This window comes from Parabacteroides leei, from assembly GCF_023369805.1.
Lineage (GTDB): Bacteria > Bacteroidota > Bacteroidia > Bacteroidales > Tannerellaceae > Parabacteroides > Parabacteroides leei.
On sequence record NZ_JAMBQG010000002.1, the window covers coordinates 17,703 to 35,409 of the forward strand.

The 17,707-nt window shown below is 44.5% G+C and carries 14 protein-coding genes; 9 read left to right on the top strand and 5 right to left on the bottom strand.

What is annotated here, in order from left to right:
- Nucleotides 1-129: 129 nt before the first annotated feature.
- From M1P97_RS03880 to M1P97_RS03910, 7 genes are all read left to right on the top strand, one after another.
- Nucleotides 130-1,575, top strand: a complete 1,446-nt coding sequence (locus M1P97_RS03880; protein ID WP_249388435.1) for a sulfatase-like hydrolase/transferase — start codon at nucleotides 130-132, stop codon at nucleotides 1,573-1,575.
- A 45-nt stretch (nucleotides 1,576-1,620) separates the two neighbouring features.
- Entirely contained in the window at nucleotides 1,621-2,676 is a 1,056-nt protein-coding gene (gene trpS / locus M1P97_RS03885) for a tryptophan--tRNA ligase (RefSeq protein ID WP_195375334.1), read from the top strand.
- Nucleotides 2,677-2,907: 231 nt separating this feature from the next.
- The gene (locus M1P97_RS03890) at nucleotides 2,908-3,426 is read left to right on the top strand and encodes an RNA polymerase sigma-70 factor (protein WP_195375335.1); all 519 of its coding nucleotides are present in this window, start codon (nucleotides 2,908-2,910) and stop codon (nucleotides 3,424-3,426) included.
- A 102-nt stretch (nucleotides 3,427-3,528) separates the two neighbouring features.
- Nucleotides 3,529-4,269, top strand: coding sequence for a porin family protein (locus M1P97_RS03895; protein ID WP_195375336.1), 741 nt, complete (start codon nucleotides 3,529-3,531; stop codon nucleotides 4,267-4,269).
- Nucleotides 4,270-4,272: 3 nt separating this feature from the next.
- A complete protein-coding gene (locus tag M1P97_RS03900) occupies nucleotides 4,273-5,118 on the top strand; it encodes a FecR family protein (protein WP_249388436.1) in 846 nt (281 codons plus the stop codon).
- Nucleotides 5,119-5,126: 8 nt separating this feature from the next.
- Nucleotides 5,127-7,823 carry a TonB-dependent receptor gene (locus tag M1P97_RS03905; RefSeq protein WP_249388437.1) on the top strand — a complete coding sequence of 899 codons (2,697 nt, stop codon included), beginning with the start codon at nucleotides 5,127-5,129 and terminating at the stop codon, nucleotides 7,821-7,823.
- Between the two features lie 4 nt (nucleotides 7,824-7,827).
- Nucleotides 7,828-8,889: a DUF4249 domain-containing protein gene (locus M1P97_RS03910; protein ID WP_249388438.1), complete on the top strand. Its 1,062-nt coding sequence runs from the start codon at nucleotides 7,828-7,830 to the stop codon at nucleotides 8,887-8,889.
- A 4-nt stretch (nucleotides 8,890-8,893) separates the two neighbouring features.
- On the opposite strand, the gene M1P97_RS03915 is transcribed toward M1P97_RS03910, so the two are convergent.
- Nucleotides 8,894-9,085, bottom strand: coding sequence for a hypothetical protein (locus M1P97_RS03915; protein ID WP_229058715.1), 192 nt, complete (start codon nucleotides 9,083-9,085; stop codon nucleotides 8,894-8,896).
- 27 nt (nucleotides 9,086-9,112) lie between these two features.
- Nucleotides 9,113-9,595 (bottom strand): cold-shock protein, encoded by a 483-nt coding sequence (locus M1P97_RS03920; protein WP_195375340.1) that lies wholly within the window; start codon nucleotides 9,593-9,595, stop codon nucleotides 9,113-9,115.
- Nucleotides 9,596-9,904: 309 nt separating this feature from the next.
- On the opposite strand from M1P97_RS03920, the gene M1P97_RS03925 reads away from it, so the two are divergent.
- Both M1P97_RS03925 and M1P97_RS03930 read left to right on the top strand, forming a co-directional pair.
- On the top strand, nucleotides 9,905-12,667 hold the full coding sequence (locus M1P97_RS03925) for a TonB-dependent receptor domain-containing protein (RefSeq protein ID WP_394803881.1): 2,763 nt from the start codon (nucleotides 9,905-9,907) through the stop codon (nucleotides 12,665-12,667).
- 18 nt (nucleotides 12,668-12,685) lie between these two features.
- Nucleotides 12,686-13,708 (top strand): DUF4249 domain-containing protein, encoded by a 1,023-nt coding sequence (locus M1P97_RS03930; RefSeq protein WP_249388439.1) that lies wholly within the window; start codon nucleotides 12,686-12,688, stop codon nucleotides 13,706-13,708.
- Here M1P97_RS03930 and M1P97_RS03935 read toward each other — a convergent pair.
- The 3 genes from M1P97_RS03935 to M1P97_RS03945 all read right to left on the bottom strand — a co-directional run bounded on the left by M1P97_RS03935 (nucleotide 13,680) and on the right by M1P97_RS03945 (nucleotide 17,646).
- On the bottom strand, nucleotides 13,680-14,579 hold the full coding sequence (locus M1P97_RS03935; RefSeq protein ID WP_249388440.1) for an endonuclease/exonuclease/phosphatase family protein: 900 nt from the start codon (nucleotides 14,577-14,579) through the stop codon (nucleotides 13,680-13,682). The genes M1P97_RS03930 and M1P97_RS03935 overlap by 29 nt on opposite strands.
- Before the next feature lie 76 nt (nucleotides 14,580-14,655).
- The gene (locus tag M1P97_RS03940) at nucleotides 14,656-15,834 is read right to left on the bottom strand and encodes a glycoside hydrolase family 130 protein (protein ID WP_249388441.1); all 1,179 of its coding nucleotides are present in this window, start codon (nucleotides 15,832-15,834) and stop codon (nucleotides 14,656-14,658) included.
- A gap of 9 nt (nucleotides 15,835-15,843) precedes the next feature.
- Nucleotides 15,844-17,646 carry an aryl-sulfate sulfotransferase gene (locus M1P97_RS03945; protein ID WP_249388442.1) on the bottom strand — a complete coding sequence of 601 codons (1,803 nt, stop codon included), beginning with the start codon at nucleotides 17,644-17,646 and terminating at the stop codon, nucleotides 15,844-15,846.
- Nucleotides 17,647-17,707 lie beyond the last annotated feature (61 nt).

Below are 17,707 nucleotides of genomic sequence, written 5' to 3' on the forward strand. Positions count from 1 at the left end.
CTCGACAATTCTGCCGACGCCCTCGGCAACAGATTCCATCAGCAGGTAATCAGGATAACCTTCTGTCTGACATAAACTTACTTCCTGATAATTATGACAAACAAGCGCATAACAAAAAACAGATATCTTATGAATAAAAAATTGACCTTATTAAGTACTGCCATGCTGTCTGCAACGAGTTTGTTGGCCGTAGACAAAAAGCCGAACATCATCCTGATTCTTGCTGACGACATGCGGGGAACTGCCATGAATTTTCTGGGGGTGGAAGACGTCCATACTCCGAACTTAGATAAATTAGCTGCCGAAAGCACGGTCTTTTCCAATGCCCATATTATGGGAGGAACTTCCGGGGCCGTCAGTATGCCGAGCCGTGCCATGCTGATGACGGGGAAATATCTTTATACGCTGGAAAAGCAGGGATCGACTGTTCCCGAAGATCATATACTGATCGGGGAAGCCTTGCAACAGGCCGGGTATAACTCCTTCCATACCGGTAAATGGCATAATGGATACCAGGCAATGAACCGTTGCTTCAACGATGCGGAAGGAATTTATTTCGGTGGAATGTATGACCACTGGAACGTGCCGCTCTACAACTATAATGCAGATGGCAACTATGGAAAAAAGCGTCCGGTAGTCAAAGACTGGGCGAAGAGCAACGAGGTAACCTACGAAGTGGGCGAATATATGTATTCCGGCAAACATTCGGTGGATATCTTCACGGATGATGCTGTCAGATACATTGAAAAACAGAAAGGAGCCGGTAAACCGTTCTTCCTTTCCGTGGCTTACATGTCGCCTCACGATCCGCGTACGATGCCCGACGAATATATGCGCCAGTACGACCGCGATAATATCCAGTTGCCTCCTAATTACATGGATAAACATCCTTTCGACAACGGAGAACTGGTGATCCGTGATGAGGTATTGGCAGCCATTCCCCGTGTACCGGATGAGATAAAGAAACATATCATGGAATATTATGCCATGGTGACACATGTAGACCGCCGCGTGGGCGATATCATCCAAGCCCTGAAAGAAACCGGAGAGTATGAAAATACGATTATCGTCTTTGCCGGTGATAACGGGTTGGCTGTCGGACAACACGGACTGATGGGAAAACAGAACGTTTACGAACATAGTGTGCGTGTCCCCCTGATGATTAAAGGTGCAGGCAGTAACGCCCAGGGACAGAAGAGTGATAAATTATGCTACTTGATCGATGTATTCCCAACCTTGTGCGATATGGTCGGAACGGATATCCCGTCATCGGTGGACGGCGTGAGCCTTATCCCGGCCATAGAGGAAGACAAGGCGGTGAGAGATTACCTGTATTACTGCTACATGGATAACCAGCGTGCCATATCCGACGGGGAATGGAAGCTCTGCGAATATCATGTGAAAGGTGTACGCACCACCCAACTGTTCAACCTGAAGAACGATCCGTGGGAGTTGAATAACCTGGCTGGTGATAAAAAACAGGCAAAGCTAATCAAGAAGCTGCGTAAGCAAATGACGCTGGAACGGGAGCAGACGAAAGACAATTCGACTTTCTGGGACGGATTTGTATTCTAAAATTACTATCTTTGCGGCTGTTTGAATAAAATAAAGAATTTAGAAATGGAAACAGTAGTAAGTGGCATCAGGCCAACAGGTAATTTGCATCTGGGGAATTACTTCGGAGCAGTAAAGAGTTTTCTGCAAATGCAGAATGAGTATAATTGCTTTTTCTTTATTGCAGACTGGCACTCCCTGACTACACATCCGCGTCCGGCAAATATCCGTGAAAGTGCAAAGACGATCCTGGCCGAATACCTGGCTTGCGGTATCGATCCGGAGAAGGCTACCATCTATATACAGAGCGATGTTCGCGAAGTGGCAGAGTTGTATCTCTACCTCAATATGAATGCCGGTATCGGTGAGTTGATGCGTACGACTTCGTTCAAGGATAAAGCGCGTCAGCAACTGCATATCGACCGTGTAAATACCGAAGAGGGTGATGTCGAGAGAGAGATCTTTAACGAAGGAAACAAGCATAGTGTAAATGCCGGTCTGTTGACTTATCCGACTTTGATGGCTGCCGATATCATTATCCACAAAGCTTTGAAAGTGCCGGTAGGGAAAGACCAGGAACAGAATATGGAGATGGCGCGTCGTTTCGCCCGTCGTTTCAATTCTACCTATGAGGTTGAATTCTTCCCCGAACCTGCCTCTTTCCACCTGACAGAGAAGGCCGTAAAAGTGCCGGGTCTGGATGGTTCCGGTAAGATGGGTAAGAGCGAAGGCAACGCAATCTATCTGATCGATGACGAGAAGGCTATCAAGAAAAAGGTAATGAAAGCTGTTACCGATGCAGGTCCTACGGAACCGAACAGTGTGAAACCCGAACCGATCGCCAACCTGTTCGCTATGATGGATATCGTATCAACAAAAGATACGTACGATTTCTTCAATGAGAAATACAATAACTGTGAGATCCGTTACGGCGATATGAAGAAGCAGTTAGCCGAAGATATCAACAACTTCTGTGCTCCTATCCGTGAACGTATCATCGATATCCGTTCCAATGAGGAATATATGGAAAAAGTAGCCCGCATGGGAGCTGAAAAGGCTTCAGCCAGCGCTGCAAAAACTCTGGCAGAGGTTCGTGAGATTATCGGTTTCCGTCCGTATTGATGATAAGATCATTATAAATAAAAAGGCACGCAAAAAGTAATGTTTTGTGTGCCTTCTTTATTTATGGTATAGTGAAGCCTCCTAATCTTGTATCATCCTATCAAATTGGGTAGTGGATTAACTATCCTTTAGCTCATTATTTCTTAAATATGTGATAAAGAAGCTGAAATTCTACCTGATTATCAGGAAAACTCTTTTACTTTGTAGCGAATAGTTACAGATAACAAACGTATGGCAACCATTTCCAGTGGAGAGTTTGAGCGGTATTTCAAGGATTTGTATAAACCCTTGTGTCTTTTTGCGCTCCGATTTACTGAACGGTTAGATGATGCGGAGGATATTGTCCAACAGGCTTTTGCCGATGTATGGGATAAAAATATCAATAATATACTGATTGATAATCTGAAGTCGTATATGTATCAGGCTGTACGTAACCGTTCCCTTTCGCTTGTAACACAGCCTGCCGATCTGCAGACTACCGACCAGCTTCCGGATATGGAAGACTCATCGGAGGAAGAGCAGATCTACAATGCAGAACGCGACGCCCGCCTGTGGAATGCGATAAACGGCTTACCTCCCGAACGCAAAAAAATCTTTTTACTTTCAAAGCGCGACGGTCTGAAGTACCAGGAGATCGCCGAAGAACTGAATATCTCAATAAAAACGGTTGAGAATCAGATGGGGAAAGCATTGAAGGCATTGCGTGAGACGGCGGTACGTATCTATAACTTTCTCTTTGGTCTGGCGTGATCAAATAAAAAAGTGCTGATCGGAATAGGGGTTTTTTCAGGCTTCTTTGTCTTAGAGACAAATGGTATTACAAATTTTGTTTCACTAAGAAAGAGAATGATGATGAAAAAGATGATTTTTGGAGTGATGTTGACGATGATGTTGATGTGTGTGACGAGTGTCAGTGCACAGTGGTCTGTAACCCCTGAGGCAGGAATAACTGCTATTAAACGGAATAGCTTTACCAATGACAGCTGGCGTGCCGGATGGAAAGTCGGGGTAGGTTTGGAATATCAATTTACACCCCGGTTCTTTTCAATGAAGACCGGGTTGTATTATACACAGCGAGGGTATTCGGAGCAATATTTTTATTACAGAAATAACATGACCTCTCCTGGCGTTCCTTCGCAGACAACAACCGAGTGGTATTCAGGTTCTGTTAACAGACATTTCTTGCAGGTGCCCATTCTGGCGAATTTCTCGTTCGATCTGGGTAAGGATATCCGCCTGAATGTTGGAGTAGGACCTTATTTTGCGGTAAGTCTGGCCGACAGAACGGAGAGCTATATAATGGATTCCAACTATGGAATGTATCCGTACTACGGTGGTTATTACGGCAATGGTTATTATGGCGGTTACTATGGTAATTATTATGGCGGATATTATAATTCCGGATACAATAGGAGAGATCTTCGTCCATTCGACTGGGGAGTGAATGCCAATATAGGCCTTGAAGTAAAACAATGGGTTGTAAATCTGGGATACGAAGTTTCACTCGGACAGGAATATACCGGAGAAACGATACAGGCAAACTATCATAGCTTGAGCTTATCATTAGGATATAAGTTTAAATTAGGAAAATAATAAATGAACAACGAGCAGGGAAATAAATTGGAGCAACGCATTCGTTTCGTAGCGAAACACTACGAGGAAGGACGTTTGGATACTGATAAGGCCTGGCAACAGTTTGCCGGGAAGCATCAGGTACGCCGTACGGTTTCTTTCCGTCGCTACTGGATGGCTGCAGCATCGGTATTTTTACTGCTCATTGGTTTCGGAACTTATTTTATAACAGAACGTAAATCCCCGGAATGGGTGGCTGTAACAACCGGACCGGGACAAATAAAAGAAGTCTACCTGCCTGACAGTACACTGATCTCGATGGCAGGAAGTTCTTCCATACGATATGATGTGAAGACGTACGGAAAGGAAAGGCGTGTAGTGAAGATGAAAGGAAAAGCCTTTTTCCAGGTGACGCGGAACGAAGCACGCCCTTTTTCTGTGTATACTGAACGGACGGAAGTGACCGTATTGGGTACCAGTTTCCAGATAAACGAGCAACCCGGCGGAACAGACGTGAATGTGATGACCGGTAAAGTAAGCTTTGGTGCTACCGGAAGTGAAACGAACAAGGTTATATTAACAGCCGGTATGTCGGCTTCGTACTCTATGGAAAGCAACGGAATAACAATACTTGAAGAAGAAGACCTTAATAGCCTGTCATGGAAAACCAGACAGTTGCGTTTCAATGATACTCCGCTGGAAAAGGTTATCGATGATTTGAATAAATACTATCAGGTAAAAGTAATCAATAAAACAGAAACCCCGAATCTGAAACTGACGGCTACTTTCAATGATCTTCCGTTGGAAGATGTTTTACTGGTTATCAACCAGACGCTGGATACCCGCCTGGCTCCTGATCCCAATAAATAAGTTTACCTATGGGACGTATATGGATATTACTGACAGGAATTCTTATGCTTTTTCCGCAGGTAAAAGCCGGGGGACTGGCTACTGTGGTTAAACTTCCGGTTGAGCCTACGCCTACGGTAACAATGGATATGCGTCAGGTTTCCTTGTTGGAGATATTGCAGGAACTGGAAAAGCAGACCGGGATCTTTTTCTCTTACGAATCATCTATGCTCGATGATTTCCCGAAGATGTCGTTTAAGGCCCAGGACGAATCACTGTCTTATTGTCTCAGAAGATTATTTTACTCTTTGCCTGTTACTTACCGGATGACTGGGCAGATCGTGATTTTGAAACGAAAGCCCCGGCTGTATACCATAAGCGGTTTCGTGCGTGACTCGGTATCCTACGAAAGTCTTATTAATGCTTCGGTATTCGAACGCAATACCAGGAGTGGAACAACAACAAATAATTACGGCTTTTACAGTATTACTCTGCCTCCCGGGAAGGTCACCTTACGAGCCTCCTTTGTCGGTTATGATGCGAAAGAGGTCACCTTTGAGTTATCTCGTGATACGCTGGTCGATATACCTTTACATGCTATCGGGACATTGGGGGAGATTGTCGTGGAGGGCTTGAATCCCCGGTCGGAAGTATTAAATACACGTACGGGGGTAGTGGAGGTACCCTCCTGGCGCATCAAGTCGATGCCGGCCTTGCTGGGGGAGACGGATGTGGTGAAAACCCTGCAACGACTGCCCGGCGTTGCAGTAGGGGTGGAAGGGATGACCGGTCTCCATGTGAGGGGAGGCAATGCCGACGGAAACCTTTACTTGCTTGACGGTAACCCGGTTTATCACACCAATCATCTGCTTGGTTTCTTTTCAGCCTTTAATCCTGATGCCGTCAAGAATACGACATTTTATAAAGGGAGCTTTCCTGCCGAATATGGAGGAAGGCTCTCGTCGGTTGTAGATGTGAGGACAAATGATGGCGACCGTTACGAATATCATGGAAACTTCTCTATCGGTTTGCTCGCTATGCGGGGGAACCTGGAAGGGCCTATTATAAAAGGGAAATCTTCATTCAACGTTTCCGTCAGACGTACCTGGATGGAACTTTTCACCTGGCCGATACTAAAAGCTGTAAATAAAGACAGGAGCGATAAACTGAAAGGCGGGTATCACTTCTTCGATATGAATGCCAAAGTAAACCACTCTTTTAGCGACCGCACCCGCCTTTATATGAGTTTTTATATGGGTAGCGACAGTTATCTCAATGGAGAAGAGTTTAGTTATGGAGATCGTCTTGGTAAGGATTTTCGTTGGCGGTGGGGAAATCTGATCGGTTCAGTGGGAGTGAATCATGTATTCAATAATAAACTGTTTGCCAGTTTTACGGCGGGATATACACGTTACCGTTCGCATATCATACAAGATAAGGCAGATTATGCACAGTCTTCCAACGTTAATGAAGAAAGGGTATACAACCAGGAAAGCCACTACCGTTCGGCTATGGAAGATATGAGCCTGCGTGCATCATTCGATTACCGTATACATGAGAAACATCGCCTCCGTTTTGGTGGTGATTATCTGTTTCATAATTTCCGCCCTGAACAGAATACGATGAAGAGCTGGTATAAGGATTCGGTAAAATCGCAAGAGACAAATACGATATATGCCAATTCGCTGATTCACGGGCATGAAGTCTCTTTGTTTGCCGAAGAAGAGATGCATGTGATGGAACGCCTTAAGACGAGTGTAGGTTTGCGATATACATTATTTACTGTACAGGGGGAGACTTATCAGTCTTTTCAACCGCGTTTGTCGATACGTTATCTGTTGGCCCGTAACTTCTCTGCCAAACTGTCATATTCGAAAATGAATCAGTATATCCACCTTCTTTCCAACAGCTATATCAGCCAGCCGACAGATATCTGGGTGCCCGTAACCCGTAATATCCGTCCGATGAATGCGCATCAGTATACCGCCGGGCTTTACTATACGCTTAACAAGCTGTATAATTTCTCTATCGAAGGATATTATAAACGGATGAACAACCTGATCGAATACAAAGATCGCTTTCCGGTAGGGATCGATTATTCCAATTGGGAAGAACGGGTAGGGGAAGGCTATGGCCGTGCCTACGGAATGGAACTTATGGCGCAGAAGAAGACAGGGCGTTTGTCGGGCTGGATCGGTTACACATTATCCTGGTCGGATCGTCTCTTTCCGGATGGAAGTGTAAATAAAGGCCGGCGTTTTCCTTCCAAATATGATAACCGTCATAAGGTAGACGTCGTGGCTACTTACAAATTGTCTCGCAAGGTGGAATTGACTGCCGCCTGGATGTTTGCTTCCGGTAATTATATCACGATCAAGGATCAGGTGTATCATGGAGGTACGGGACAGACGAATAACGGCTATTTACATGGTAGTGGCATCATTTCAGGGGGAGACGGTTACGATTATGCATCCAGTTCCCGAAACAATTACCAGTTGGCTCCTTATCACCGTCTTGACCTGGGGCTTAACTTTTACCGTTATAAAAAGAAGGGGCGTATGGGAATTTGGAATCTTAGCCTTTGTAATGCTTATTGCCACCCGAACCCGTTTAGTGTTGAGACAAAATACGACACTGATTCCGTTACCGGAAAACGAGAGATCTATCTGGAGCAATCGATCTTGTTTCTGTTCCTGCCTTCCGTATCATATACCTATAAATTCTAATACGATGAAGAAAATATTATCCATATTACTGCCACTTTTGCTTTTATGCATTTCTTGTATACGTGATGTCGTGCTGAAACTCGATCCGGTGCCTCCGGTATTGGTGTTGAATGCGTCTATCACACCTGAACGCGAGGTGGCTGCATTTCTTTCGAAAAGCTGGTTTTTACTGGATAGTGTTCCTGAATGCGATCTTCCTGATAAGGGAGTGAAGATAGATGTGTATGTAAATGATACTTTCCGTGGCAGTATGCAACGTTCGGATAATCCGGCTGACAGTACCGAATACAAAGGACAGTTTAAGTTGTCCGGTTGCCATGTAAAGGCTGGTGATAAAGTGAGGTTGGAAGCCGGGGCATCCGGTTTCGATCCGGTAGCGGCAGAGACGGTGATCCCTCAGAAGACGGATATTATTTTACTCGACACAGTGGGATTTCTCAAACCGAATTCTTTTAGCTCTCATCTTTTAAGGATGTATATTACGTTGCACGATAAACCTGCTGAACGTAATTACTATCGTCTGGTTGTGGAACAATTGGTTGAATTTCATAAAGGTGACAGTGTGATGTGGGTGAGTACGTTTTGTGATGAAACATGGAGAAATACCATTACCGGTGATGATCTGGTGGATACTTTTGATAATTTCTCTTTTTACGTTTTTCGGTTGACTTATGATGATCCGGTATTCCAACCCGATATTCCTTCACTAGCTTATTATGACGGCCCTTATTGCCGAGGTATTTTCCCGGATGACTTGTTTAATGGAAAGGATTATACGGTGACAGCTTCGTTCACTCCCAATTATTCATTTGTCACCGACACCTTGTCGGCCACCGTACATTACGATGTCCATCTTTTGTCGATTTCGGAGGCTTATTATAACTATCTGAAAGTGATCCGTAACTTCTTCATCCCGTTAGGGGATGCTAACATGGATGCTTTGCTGGAACCCACTTCCACCTATTCAAACGTAACCGACGGCTTCGGTGTTGTGACTGGCTATCAGAAATCGACACGTCGCATCACCATGCCCATCGGCAGTGTGCCCCCTTATTACGAATGGTAAGTACTTATACCATCGAGGGGTGCAGCTTTTTGTAGTTTTCTATGCGAATCGCTCTTTCTTCGGGGGAAAGATGGGCAGGAAGTTCAATCGTCGTCCTTGGGCTGATAGCTATAAGAACCACTTCGCCTACGCTTTTTTTATACTCTTTCAGTGAATTCTCTATTAGCTGGTTTGTTAAACTTCTTTCTGATCGCATATTCTTTTCTTATTAAATGATTGTTTATTAATCTTCTGATGCCTCTTCTACGGCGGGTAATTCGTTTTCCAGGCGAATGTTGATCGCATTCATGCCTTTCATGCCGCGTTCGAGGTCGAATGTAACGATATCCCCTTCGGTAATTGCCGAAGACAAGATATTGTTTACATGGAAAAAATATCTTTCCCCATTTGATAGTTCTTTGATAAAACCGAATCCTTTAGAGGTATTGAAGAAGTCTACTTTTCCTTTTAGGATAACCGGTTCCTCTTTCTCTTTTTTAGGTACCGATATCAGTATCTCTTCCTGTTTAATCTCTTCTTTTTTGACATTTTCTTCCGGTGGAGTCGAGGTAATCACCCCATTCTCATCAACATAAGCAATCATGTCTTCGAAGCTGTTCGCTTTAGGAGATAGTTTTCTTTCTTCTTTCTTTTTTTGTTTTTCTGCTCGTTTTGCGAGTCTCTTTTTTTCATTTTCACGTTTGTCTACGGTAACGGATCTTGCCATGTAGCTAATAATTTTATTATAAGATAAATACTAATTCGGAGTAAGGTGTAGAATTAAAGGAGAGGCCTGCTTAATATAATGTGTAAATAAGGAGAACTGTGCAATAATGATTCGTAACTCTAACTCTTTCACAAAGATAAGAAAATAAATCGAAGAATCCTTTTTTCTGTATAGATTTAAAAATAAGATACAATAGTTGGCATATATTAGTGGGACGGGGATTCTCGATTTATTCTGTTATTTTTGTCCTGCCCGATAGGGGTATTTCCGGAAATCCAGTCTAAAGGATAGATATCAACAATGAGTAAGATGAAAAAAGTATCCCCTGCAAAATTATTTGCCCGTGTTACAATGGTTGTGATGATGATGATGATTGCTTTGTCCGCCCTCCAGGCGCAGACAAGAGGTGCGGATGAAACACGGAAGGTTACGTTGAATATGCAGAAGGCTTCCATGCGGGAAATTCTCGACGAGATCCAGAAGCAGACCGGGGTAACCTTTTCCTATGAATCATCTTTGTTGAAAGAGCTTCCGAAAACCAGCTTCAAAGCAGAGAGTGAGGCATTACCGGATTGTCTGGAGCGTTTATTCGCAAATCTGCCGGTAGTGTATAAGTTGACAGGAAACGTGGTGATCCTGAAGCGTAAACCAAAGCAGGTAACGGTCAGTGGTTTTGTGCGTGATGCGAAATCCGCCGAATCCCTGATCGGGGCCTCGGTTTATGAAGCTAATACCCGGATGGGGACGGCTTCTAATAATTTCGGCTTTTTCAGTTTGACATTGCCTGCCGGAGAAATAAAGATACAGGCGTCCTATATCGGATACGGAAGCCTGGTGTATGATCTGGAAGAATTGGACCGTGATACAACATTGGCAATAGACCTGGTGCCAACAGCTTCTTTACAGGAAGTGGTCGTGACGGGGGCGGCGAATAGTAAACAGTCGGTACTCAGTACGCAAATGGGAGCTTTGGAAATCGATCAGAAAACAATCAATGCAACACCGGTGATGTTCGGTGAGGCGGATATTATCAAAACCCTTCAGTTGACACCTGGTGTGTCTGCCGGTACGGAAGGTACGGCTGGTATGTATGTACGTGGTGGTAATGTCGATGAAAATTTATTCCTGATAGATGGTAATCCTGTATATCAAATCAATCATATCGGAGGTGTTTTCTCCGCATTTAATTCGGAGGCGATCAGCGGTATGGATTTCTTCAAGGCTGGTTTTCCGGCTCGTTATGGCGGACGTTTGTCGTCGGTAGTCGATGTACATACCAAAGAGGGGAATATGAGAGAATACCACGGAAGTGCTACACTCGGTTTGATTTCCGGCAATTTGAATCTTGAAGGACCTATTATAAAAGATCGTACCTCTTTCCAGATCGCTTTACGGCGTACCTGGCTGGATGTACTTACTGCTCCGGCTATTGCCATAACTAACGGGATCATCAAGAAGGATGGTTCGAAAGTTCGCGGACGATATGCTTTCCATGATTTGAATTTAAAAATAAACCACCGTTTCAGCGACCGTAGCCGGATGTATCTGAGTCTTTACAATGGTAATGATGTGTTGAAAGGTGGAGGAAGTGATTTTTCGACTTCGGATGATGAAAAGGAAAAGTTCAGGGATGATACTGATATCTCTCTTCGCTGGGGAAACCTGATGGCTACGGCAGGATGGACGTACGTGTTCAATAATCAGTTATTCGGAAAAGTATCGGGTGTGTTTACCCGTTACCATTCCAAATTGAAGAATACGGAGAAATATGTAAATGGTGAGGAGGGGGATGATGAATATTACAATACATTTAATGAAACGTCTACACAAACGGGGATTATGGATGTCGGTTTACGTACTTCGTTTGATTACTTACCACTAGCATCCCATCATATCCGGTTTGGGGGTGATTATCTGTTGCATCGCTTTCGTCCCGAATATAATGAAGCCGCTTCTTCTGTAACAAATATCCAGGATACGACTCGTATAGGTAAGGTTTTTGCTAACGATTTGCTCTGGGCGCATGAAGCCGGTGTTTTTGCGGAAGATGACTGGACACTTTCTTCTACTTTGAAGTTGAATGCTGGTGTGCGTTTCAGTTTGTTTAATATACAGAATAAAACGTATGCTGGTTTGGAGCCCCGTGCTTCGTTTCGCTGGTTGATGAAAGATGATCTAAGTTTCAAAGCGTCTTATGCGCGAATGAACCAGTATGTGCACCTGATAAGCAATAGTTTTATCAGTTTGCCTACAGATGCATGGATGCCGGTGACACGTACACTGAAACCGTTGGTAAGCGACCAGATTTCGGCCGGATTTTACTATTCATTGAACAAAGAGTATAATTTTTCACTCGAAGGATATTATAAACGAATGAATAATCTGCTGGAATACCGTGACGGACATACCTTTACACCCTCTTTCCAGAATTGGGAGAAAAAGATGACATCCGGTAAGGGACGTTCCTATGGAGCTGAGTTGATGGCACATAAAGAAACCGGGCGTTTGACCGGTTGGGTGGGGTATACTCTTTCCTGGTCAGATCGTAAATTTCCGGAATTAAATAAGGGTGAACGTTATCCGGCTCGTTTTGATAACCGGCATAAATTGAATATCGTAGCTATGTATAAGATTACTCCAAAAGTGGAGTTGTCGGCTGCCTGGTCGTTTGCTTCGGGTAATCATACGACACTTTCATTGGAAAATTATGAGCAGTCAGGAATCCCGGATCTTGGTTTACCGCCTAATAAATATTATGGTGGAGGCTATAATCCAAGTGATAGTCGTTTGGAAGCTGTTGATTACTATGAGGGACGTAATAATTATCAATTGCCTTCTTATCATCGCTTGGATCTGGCGATTAAGATTTATCGCCCGAAGAAAAAGGGAAGGATGGGCATCTGGACAGTCAGTATCTATAATGTATATTCCCGCATGAATCCATTTATGATTTACAAATCAGAAAAAGTTGTTCCTGATCCTGATAGTAAATGGGGAAGGTTTGTCCCGGCATTCAAGCAGGTAGGTATTATGCCTATTATTCCTTCTGTTTCCTATACATATAAATTCTAATCAACTATGAAGTATCTTATGAAACATACTATTTTATTTATCCTGTTGTCAACAATCTTTTCTTCGTGTGTGAAGTATGTCGATCTGGAAGATCTGCGTCCAGATCCAAAGTTAGTATTAAATTGTGTGGCGCAGACAGGAATGCCGTTGACAGCAACGGTTTCACGTACCTGGTTTTATACAGATGAAAATCCAAACATAATAATAGAGGATGCAAAGGTCAGTCTTTATGTGAACGGACAATACCGGGAAGATATGACATGGCATGTGGAAGAGAGTGAATATAATTCAAATAGTTACTACCGGGCTTCCTATGTTCCGTCTGAAGGTGACAAGGTACGTCTTGAGGTAGAGAAAGAAGGTTTTAAAGATGTTTCGGCAGAATGTGTATTGCCGGTAAAGCCAGAATTGCTGAAATTGGAGGTTGTGCGGGAAAAGTATACCGGGGAATATCAGTATTATGATTACCAAACTATATATAAAACAACATTCAAAGACAAACCTCAGGAAGGAGATTGTTATTTGGTGTGTCTTGCAGTGGGTAATCCTGATTCTGAGTTAGACTTTGAGACCGGTGAAGAGATTTTTTCGGGTATGTATAATTGGGGTACTATTCATCCGGACTATTCGTATGAACCGGTATTTAAAAATAAAATATCTGTGTTGGATGAATTGTTTGGTAATGATTGGTTATCAGGAAATGGTGGCCGCCCTTTCTCCGATGAATTAATTAACGGACTGGAATATACGTTGAAACTAGTTACTAGTTCCTACAACTACGGATCAGGTACGGGTAATGAGGAACTCCCCAGTAATAAACCTCCTCGCTATGTAAAGGTTTTTCTGTATACTCTTTCAGACTCTTATTATCAGTATTTGATGGCATTGGCAGAATTGGCTGATCGTTCATTTAACAATGACCTGGTGGATGCCGGACTGGCCGAACCGATACGTGTTCTCAGTAATGTAGTCGGAGGAACCGGCATATTAGGTGCGGCCAGTGTGGATACGCTTACTGTGGAAGTTCCATACAGATACTAACCGGATAATGATCCGAAATCCCTTCCAGTTCCTCTCCGTTGTGAACTGCAGCACCGATGCATTTGGGAGCCAAAGCCGGTGAAACCAGGATATAGTCCAATCGTTCGCCAAGCATCTTCAGGCGTGGATCGCCCCATTGCCATTCATATAAGGTGGCGGCGGGATACGACATCCGTTTTTCTGCCGGGACAAACATCTTGACGGGATCGGCAAAACCGATGGAGAGAAATTTGGACAATACCGAGTAGTCGAACTGTTCACCACGCATATTGCCATATTCGGGATGACTCTTGTCCCATCCCTGCATATTCTGTCTGAGTTGGGTATGTGTTTCGACTTCGTCGGCATCGAAAGGGGAGTAGGCGTTGAAGTCGCCCATGACCATACAGGATTCGAGTTTGTTTTCGCGGATATATTGTGTGATCGCTTCAGCCTCTTTCAAGCGGTATTTCCATTCGAACGGGCTGAGGTGCGTAACGATAATATCCAATCCGTAAGTTTGCGCATGCAACATACCATGCCAAAATCCTTCCACCTGCTTCTTGACTACATCGATGGGTTTACGGGAAGTAAGCCCTACCGGATAACCCTCTTCTTTCACGATGGCAACATACGGATGACCATAAGAAGCGGCCAGTGCCGAGAGGTCTTTCTCATTGATGCCGACAAGTTCCTCCAAGGCTACGATATCCGGCTTTTGCCGGTTCATCCATTCGGTGAAACGGGTCTGACGTGCCGCATCCTTTTCAAAACCGTTCCAGATATTGTATGAGATAACTTTTATACTATTTGGTGCCTTTTCCTGACTGATGCCTTTGAGTGCGAATAAAGAGAATAGAAGAAGCAAACCTAGTGTTTTCAATGTTTTCATGATAATTGTTCCCTAGTTTTATTGATCCGGTAAAGATAATAACTCTTTTTTATTCTTACTCTAGACAGAGGGATAATTATCCCCCTTCATATTGTTTGTTCCGGTCTATCAATTCATTGATCTTAGCCACCGAGGCAGCAGACCGCAGGCCGTCTTCCGGCGTATTCATACAATAGTCGACGAGTAGTTCCACGGTCGAAACCGCTACATGCATCCGTGTATCGCAGGAGGCATAATAAATGAATACCGTTCCATCCTCATCGGCTATCCATCCGTTGGAGAACAAAACGTTGGATACGTCACCTATACGTTCTTCCCCTTTCGGAGCCAAAAAATAGCCGCCGGGCTGTGCGATAACCTTTGTGGGGTCGTCCAGAGCCGTCATGTACAGATATAGTACATAACGAAGCCCGGCGGCACATGCCCTGACTCCGTGGGCCAGATGTAGCCAGCCTTCGGGAGTCTTGATGGGATGCGGACCTTCCCCGTTTTTTACTTCTTTGATTGTATGATAGTAGCGTTTATCGATAATTAATTCGGAGAGAACATTCGCATTTGCCATGTCATCTATTAATGCCCATCCGATACCGCCCCCGCTGCCGGCTGCAATAAAGCCATCTTGCGGACGGGTGTATAAAGCATATTTGCCGTATACAAACTCGGGATGCAGGACAACATTGCGCTGCTGGCTTCTGGTTACCAGATCCGGTAATCTTTCCCAATCGACCAGGTCTTTCGTACGGACAATTCCCGCTTTAGCCACGGCGGCCGACAGATCTCCTGGCGGTGCATCCGGATCATGCCGTTCACTGCAAAAGATACCATAAATCCAGCCGTCCTCGTGTGCCGTCAGGCGCATGTCGTATACGTTGGTTTCCTCCGGATCGATATCCGGCAAGTTTACCGGACGTTCCCAAAACCGGAAATTATCCACTCCGTTCGGACTTTCGGCAATGGCAAAGAATGATTTCCGGTCGCACCCTTCCACACGAACCATCAGCAGGTATTTCCCTTTCCATTTGATAGCCCCTGAGTTCATACAGGCGTTAACCCCGATCCGTTCGAGACAGAACGGATTGGTTGCCGGATTCATATCATACCGCCATTCCAGCGGGATATGATCTTTGGTAACAACCGGGAATGTATATCGGCGAACGATGCCGTTCGTGTTTTCCGTTAGCGTATTGGGGCGTTGCAACAGGGCTTCCTGCTGCTGTTGCAACGCATGTAGTTTTTGTTTAAAGAGATTGTTCATATATCGTTTTTATAAATTGTCCGGATATAATGTGATGCGATTGGCCCTCTGATAAACGACGGAAGGTATTTCCAATTCAAAAATAATTTGCTGCGTATCTGGATCGATTTCGACGACACGTCCGCCGCTGCTACCGTCACTGAGCGCATTACTCATGCCCGGGCAGAACAAGCGGTTGCCTGTCTGCGGCAGATACTGAACGGAAGACCGGGCCGGAGCGTAGTACTTGTGACCTCCTTCTTTACCGAACTGCCACACCTGTCTGACCGTACGTTGTTTCTCATTTACTTCATATTCGACAGCTCGGCTGTAAAGCGATTCGTCGTCGAACCGCGACAGGATGAAATTACGTCCGTATCCGTTGTCGAACACCATGATATTTCCGTTAGGCAGGGTGATGGCGGTATGTGCTCCCCAGGGCCATTCGAAATCATTGCCGCTTTTTTCTCCTGAAATGATCTCCGGATCGGTGATAGGAGTACCGTCGGCATGTAACGGTTTCAATAACAGATTCTGATATTTGTCATGCCAGCCGCGATGCGGCGAGATGATCCATTTTACGCCTCCTGCATGGTTAAATTTGCATACTCCCTGGAAACGTATGGTAGCGAGGTAATCATCCCCGACTCCGACGATCGCATTGTTGTGTGCCCAGTTCGATTGTGTCTGTCCGAATGCCGCCCCCGGCAAACTAGGGTCTGTCAGTTCGTAGCGTGCCGAGTCGATCATGGCGGCCAGGTCCCATACCTGTGTTATGGTGCCTTTCACCGGGTCGAGTTCCAGCATATAATCATTATAACGTATATCTTTCCCGTTTGCCAACCTGGCGGATATTTTGCTGACCGTAGCCAGTAATTTCCCGTCAGCATTTTCGGCTACATCATGATGAAAGGAGTATCCCATAGCTCCCAGATCCCAGCTTTGAACGATCTCTCCTACGGTATTTACTTCTATCAGTTTGTTCCGGTATCCGTCTCCGTTCAGATAGTTTCCGCTTTTCATCCGGGAGAGTCCGCAACCGATATCGATATGGTTTAATTCCGGATGGTTAGCCCAGTCCAGCATCCACCGTATCTCTCCGTCGGCATCTATCATATAAGGGATGGCTGTATCAGCTTCCGATTCTCCCGGCGAACTAATCAGGTTCATTCCCGGTTCCATCCGGGCAAGGTTGGCAGTGACTACATTTGTTTTTTGCGGCAAATGAGGATTCTGGAGTTTTCCTGTTTGAATATGAATGATGGAACGGGCATGCTCGTTTCCGTCTTTATCTGTGTAAATCAGAGTGACTTTATTGTTATAGTCCGGGTATAATCCCAGGATAGTCACTGTTTGTCCTTTTTCAATACTTCTGAAAAAATGTGTTATGTCTGGCGTCCGGTATCCGTCTTTACTGTGGACGATCAGTTTCATGCGTCCCAAAGCCGGAAGGTTCATAACCGCATAAGCCGATAGCGGATTGTACCCTGAAGGATTGACAATCACGTTGGTAATCAGTTTATCGATCGAAGTGCCTATACTGGGTAGGGTGTAAGTGCTACCATTGACAAAGGTCAAGGTCGATTTCCATTCATCTGCATTTGTTGTCAAGCTTTGGACAGTGTTTGAAGGGAGTGTGATGGTTTTTGTTTCGAAGTTAAGAACATAATTATCTCCCTCCACTGCGGAAGATTTCAACAGGTCGCTTTCCTGCAATTGATTTTGGATACTTTGTATGGCTATCGTACAATCTACATCATCATTCTCACTGCATGCTGTTGCCATGAGAATAAATGATAGGAATGTAAATATGTATATACTTGCTGTTTTCATAATCCTATGTTTTTCAGAAGATAATATGTATAAGATGTTGCAAATGCTTTATTATGAGAGT